A 5,013-nucleotide genomic window follows, 5' to 3' on the forward strand; every position below is an offset into this window, starting at 1 on the left:
CTTGTTTCCCTTCCCAAAAAGCTCGTGACCGCTATTATCAGAAGATTACCTTCTGCCTGATTCAGGAATTTGATGCCTGCGCCTAAATGTACTGCTAAATGTACAAAAAAAAGTGTCCGTCAGTCAGGGTAATGGGTAATGGCTAATCGGTAATGGGTAATGGCTAATCGGTAATGGCTAATCGGTAATGGGGACCGGTCCCCTAACCCCTGTGAGCCGTCATCCCCTGAGCTTTCTCCCCTTGCGATCGCTATCCCCATGGTAGGGGATTATTACTTCGATTGTCCTGAGATTGATTGGGATGCGTTCGCGAAGCGGTTCCAAAGGAACATCGCGTTTACTATCTCTCGCTTCCCCTATCTCCATCAAGTCGAAGCAATTTATGTTAGCTTCTGTGGTAGCAAAAGCTTAACAACTGATGCACCCAAGGGCAAACAACCAAACACCCATGAATGCTTCCCCCACCTGCGTTCTCGTGGTGGGGGTGTCCGTCTTAATTACAAGGTTTTATCCCTCGCGACAGGCGGCATTCTCGCGCCTGTTGCCAGAACTTTTGCGCTTACTATTCCCCCAAGTCGTTGTCTTGATGCAATAGCGAGTGGGGGAAACCACGCCAGTTGCTCATGGGGGAAACCCCGAAGACCGCACTGGCTCCCCAAGACCGCGCTGCATCGCTTCCGCTATGGGGCTTGTATTATAAACTTTTACCTAGAGTCTGACGTATATAAACCGACTACAAAGGATTTACAGGTCGTGCCTCTAGGTTGCTCAGAATCTTGTTCTGTCCTTTGCCGTACCGCTCAAGCTAAATTAACTATAACACAATAGGCAGTTCCTTGACCCCCACCTGCGTTCTCGTGGTGGGGGAATGCGTCACTCATCTTGTTCAACCTTTAAAACTGATCGGTTTCCCGTGGTCCGGTGGCACCACCTTGGTTGAGGAACAAGTTACCGGTTGCATCGTTTTGATAGATACAGCGGATTTCCGGTGAACCTTCAAGCACACCAGTGAAACCAAAAGTATTCATCCTGTTTTTGCATTCCCGTACCTGTTCCGATGAGATCAGCCTCCTCTGTTCTAGAATTGACCAGTTATTCCGACGTAAAACACACCCAGGTCGCATCTTGGGCTGAGTCACATACACATTAAAGGGATTGAGAGTCACGAAAACTTGCATATCTGTCACCATCGCACTGGCACCATACTGAATACAAAGCTCTGGGTTGGGTGCGCTGCGGTCAATCACTTCACGAGAGGCAACATTTTCTGGGTTGAGAGTGGCACCAGAGCTAAAAGCAATACCAACTCCAAGTCCCAAGACAAAAACCCCACCAAGAATCGCTAAGGTTGTGTAATTAAGTTCAGGTATCCCATTAGAACTGTTGGATTCACGTTTCATTGGATTGAATTAACGTTTGAATTAACGTTTAGAATTTGCTGGGTCAAGATTTCCTGGGAGTAGTTGCTACTTGCCCCCTTCTTTCAGTATGCCAGGTACGCCAAGATTAATCCGGAGATGGGGAGCTGGGAAGCTGGGAAACATTTTTATAGCGTTTATCATACTGACGAGGTACAGGATAGTTTTGTCTTAACCCGACTCATTATCACCAATTGCTGCTTTCAACAATACATCTGCTCCAAATCGCACGGCATCGGTACAAGGTAGGCCAGTCTCTGTTTGTACCTGTTCAATTGCCGACCGGGCAGCTTGATCATCCAAGTGGCCAGTATTAAGTGCGATCGCAATCACCTTGACCTGACCAAATGCCCCACCAGCACTAGCAACGGTCTCGTAAAGCTCAATCACCTTGGTTAATGGGGGAATCGACACATGGTCATGATTACGAACAGACTTCTGTCCGGCTCGATGCACCAATAGTAATCCCGTCGGCTGAGTTCCTCGAATTAGCGGTAGAGTAGCTGTAGAACCAGGATGCAACAGAGAACCTTGCCCTTCTACGATCAATAAGTCGTGGTCATTACCATAGCGCAATACCATTTGTTCCACAGCACCAGCCGCAAAGTCTACCCGAATCCCATCCAAGGGAATGCCATCCCCAGAAATCATAATGCCAGCTTGACCAGTTGCTAGGAACTTCGATGATATGCCCTGACGTTGGGCGCACAGATATAACTCTAGAGCTGCTGACATTTTGCCCACTGCCATATCTGTACCTACTGTCAAGATGCGCTGACAAGGTAGCGATCGCGCTTGAGCACTTGCTATGCCTAATCCCTTCGGTTCCCGACGAATATCCCAAATTACCTGACCGTCTTGCAGTAATTTCTGTAACTCTGGGTCAGATGCCATGGGAGTATGCAAACCATTGATAATCGATAACCCTGCTCCAACCCCTACTTTCACCTCCTGCCACCAAGGCTCTGGTAATGCTCCCCCAGATGGCGCAATACCAATGGCTAGGATATCCGGTTGATAAGCTAGGGCAGCAGACACAGAATCTACAATCGGGACATTAACCTTAATTCCAGTTAATTTAGACAAAGATTCCCCAGCACACTGGTGGTCAATCACTACCACAATCTCCGTTGGGCAATACCGTAACAGAGTCAGTCCGGTTTTGCCTTTTGAACCAAGAAACCCTTCATGGAGTAGAATCGCAATACGCCGATTAGTGGTTAAATTCACGGCGTTTCACCCCCAGTCCTGGTAAATTATTCGGTATCAAATGCCCATTTTGTAGGGTTGCCCCTAAGAAGGGGTCATCTACTAGGTTTAAGTGGCTGTCTAAATCTAGATAATCTGCCAGTGGTGAGAGATGAGAAGCTGCTGTATTGGCCAGAGTACTGTCAGAATAGCAACCAAACATCACCTGCAACCCACAAGCTTTTGCGGTATGCACCATCCGTATTGCCTCAGTTAAACCACCGGATTTCATTAGTTTGATGTTAATACCATGGACACAGTTTGCCAATGGCGGAATATCTTGGCAAGTCTTGCAACTTTCATCCACAAAAATTGGTAAAGGGGATTGCTTATACAACTGGGGTAAATCAACCTCTTTTCCCGGAGCGAGGGGTTGTTCCACATGCCTCACTCCCTGACTTGCCAGCCAGTTACACATCTCTACCCCTTCCTCCAAACTCCAACCCCCATTGGCATCTACACTCAACTCGGCTTCTGGTGCCTCATCTCGAATGGCCAGCAGCATCTGTTGATCAGCAGCAATCCCGTCAGGTGAACCTAATTTAATTTTCAGTACATGAGCACCAGTCATGGGAATCCAGTCCTGCACCCGTTGCCTGGCCTTTTCTGGGTCACTAATGCCTACCGTAGCGGAAATTGGCACAATTCGGCGGCGGTTCAATCCCCACAGCCGCCAGAGGGGCAATCCCACCCGCTTCCCTAACCAGTCATGTATTGCCAAATCAATAGACGCCCAAGCTGCTGATGGCACCTGTACTTCCTCCAACACCCGTTCAATTTGTTGGTGTTCCCAAGGACTAAATGCCTCCAGCATCGGGATAACCACCTCTAGGGCTTCCAGCAGAATCTCCGTAGTTTGCTTATGGGGGGTGGGGGGCAGGAAACCCTCTGTGCCTAGATCTGACGAGCTACTGCTGAGCCTAGTTGCCTTTCCTAGGGAAAACGGAGACCCTTCCCCCCACGCTTCAATACCCTCCTGTTCTATCCTGACCCAGACATTGGTGGTTTCAGAGGTGGTGCCACGACTGATGGTTAAAGGGAACCGCTTATGTACCGTGAAGGTTTCAACGCCAATACGCATTGTTTATTTAGTATATGGTTATTTAGTTTAAGGTTGAAGGTGGTTTGGTTTAAGGTTGGAGGTTAGTTGGTTTAAGGTTGGAGGTTAGTTGGTTGTTCGCCTTTGGCGTTCCCGTAGGGTAGGTTTGAAAGTTATTTGGTTGTTCGCCTGAGGCTTCCCTTGTAGGGTAGCTTGTTCGCGTAGCGTGGCCTATTGGCCAAGGTTATACTCTACTAGGACGATGGTGAGGAATAGGTGTGCCCGATCATCTGCCGCCTATAAGGTGTAACCTATAACCTACAACCTACAACCTGTAACCTTCAACCTGTAACCTTCAACCTTCAACCTTCAACCTGTAACCTTCAACCTCTAAATCAACCGGTAACCTTAAACCTTTATCCTTCATACTTTAACTTATAGTTTTGTAATTATTCAGTAATTTAATGATTTCAATAAAGCCATGGAAAACCCTTAAATCAAAGTTGGTTTTTGACAACCAATGGTGTCGAGTCAGGCAAGATGAAGTGGAATTACCCAGTGGTCAAGTTGTTGATGACTACTTCATCAATGTTAGACCAGATATTGTGCTGATACTGGCAATTACTTGCGATCGCAATGTTGTTTTTGTCCGTCAATATCGCCATGGAGTGGGAGAAATTTTATTGGAACTCCCTGGGGGTGGTTTCAACTCAATGGAAGAAGATAGTATAAAAGCAGCTGCTAGGGAATTAGAAGAAGAGACTGGTTATGTTTCCGAGCATATGGTTTCCTTAGCAACTTTATATGATAATCCGGTAAAAGATACCAATAAAATTAATTTAATTATGGCGCAAGAAGCTCAACCATCGGGTACTCAAAATCTAGATATTACCGAAGAGGTTGAAATTTTTTTGGTACCTGTAGACGAGGTTATGAAAAAAATTGAACAAGGAGAAATTTGTGTTTCTGGAACAATTGCTGCTTTGTTTTTAGGCTTGAAATTTTTGTCGTAAATTAGTAAGAATTAAGCTATCAGCTGTCTGCTGATAGCTTAATTCTTACTTGGGTGCAGCGCTATGGAATCACGAATCACCCAAATCCCTAAGAGTCTTCAGAGTCTGGTTCCATCGGCTTCCCTAAATCAAAAATAATAATAAATTCAGCATCGGGCATCAGTCGTTATAAGCTATGACTTATAGGTTCGCTCCCTAGAACCGGTGCAGGTTTTTAGCGATTGAGTGCTCACCAACCATTGACTGACAACGACATTTCCCAAATCCTGTTACCTAACCCCCCTGATCCGCATAA

The 5,013-nt window shown here is 46.4% G+C and carries 6 protein-coding genes; 2 read left to right on the top strand and 4 right to left on the bottom strand.

Features of this window, described 5'->3' with window-relative positions; genetic code table 11:
- Positions 1 to 119 precede the first annotated feature (119 nt).
- A complete protein-coding gene (locus F6K63_RS36235; protein ID WP_287314929.1) occupies positions 120 to 260 on the bottom strand; it encodes a hypothetical protein in 141 nt (46 codons plus the stop codon).
- Between F6K63_RS36235 and F6K63_RS36240 the strand changes: the two genes are divergently transcribed.
- A complete protein-coding gene (locus F6K63_RS36240; RefSeq protein WP_287314930.1) occupies positions 259 to 828 on the top strand; it encodes a hypothetical protein in 570 nt (189 codons plus the stop codon). The two genes, F6K63_RS36235 and F6K63_RS36240, sit on opposite strands and share 2 nt — an antisense overlap.
- Positions 829 to 893: 65 nt before the next feature.
- On the opposite strand, the gene F6K63_RS36245 is transcribed toward F6K63_RS36240, so the two are convergent.
- From F6K63_RS36245 to F6K63_RS36255, 3 genes are all read right to left on the bottom strand, one after another.
- Positions 894 to 1,400, bottom strand: a complete 507-nt coding sequence (locus F6K63_RS36245) for a DUF3172 domain-containing protein (protein WP_008187233.1) — start codon at positions 1,398 to 1,400, stop codon at positions 894 to 896.
- 189 nt (positions 1,401 to 1,589) lie between these two features.
- Entirely contained in the window at positions 1,590 to 2,648 is a 1,059-nt protein-coding gene (locus tag F6K63_RS36250; protein WP_008187231.1) for an N-acetyltransferase DgcN family protein, read from the bottom strand.
- Complete coding sequence (locus F6K63_RS36255; protein ID WP_287314932.1) at positions 2,632 to 3,747, bottom strand: dipeptide epimerase; 1,116 nt, start codon at positions 3,745 to 3,747, stop codon at positions 2,632 to 2,634. The genes F6K63_RS36250 and F6K63_RS36255 overlap by 17 nt, the downstream gene beginning before the upstream one ends.
- A gap of 422 nt (positions 3,748 to 4,169) precedes the next feature.
- On the opposite strand from F6K63_RS36255, the gene F6K63_RS36260 reads away from it, so the two are divergent.
- Positions 4,170 to 4,718, top strand: a complete 549-nt coding sequence (locus F6K63_RS36260; protein WP_287314934.1) for an NUDIX hydrolase — start codon at positions 4,170 to 4,172, stop codon at positions 4,716 to 4,718.
- Positions 4,719 to 5,013: the final 295 nt, after the last annotated feature.

This window comes from Moorena sp. SIO1G6 (genome assembly GCF_010672795.1).
Classification (GTDB): Bacteria; Cyanobacteriota; Cyanobacteriia; order Cyanobacteriales; family Coleofasciculaceae; genus Moorena; species Moorena producens.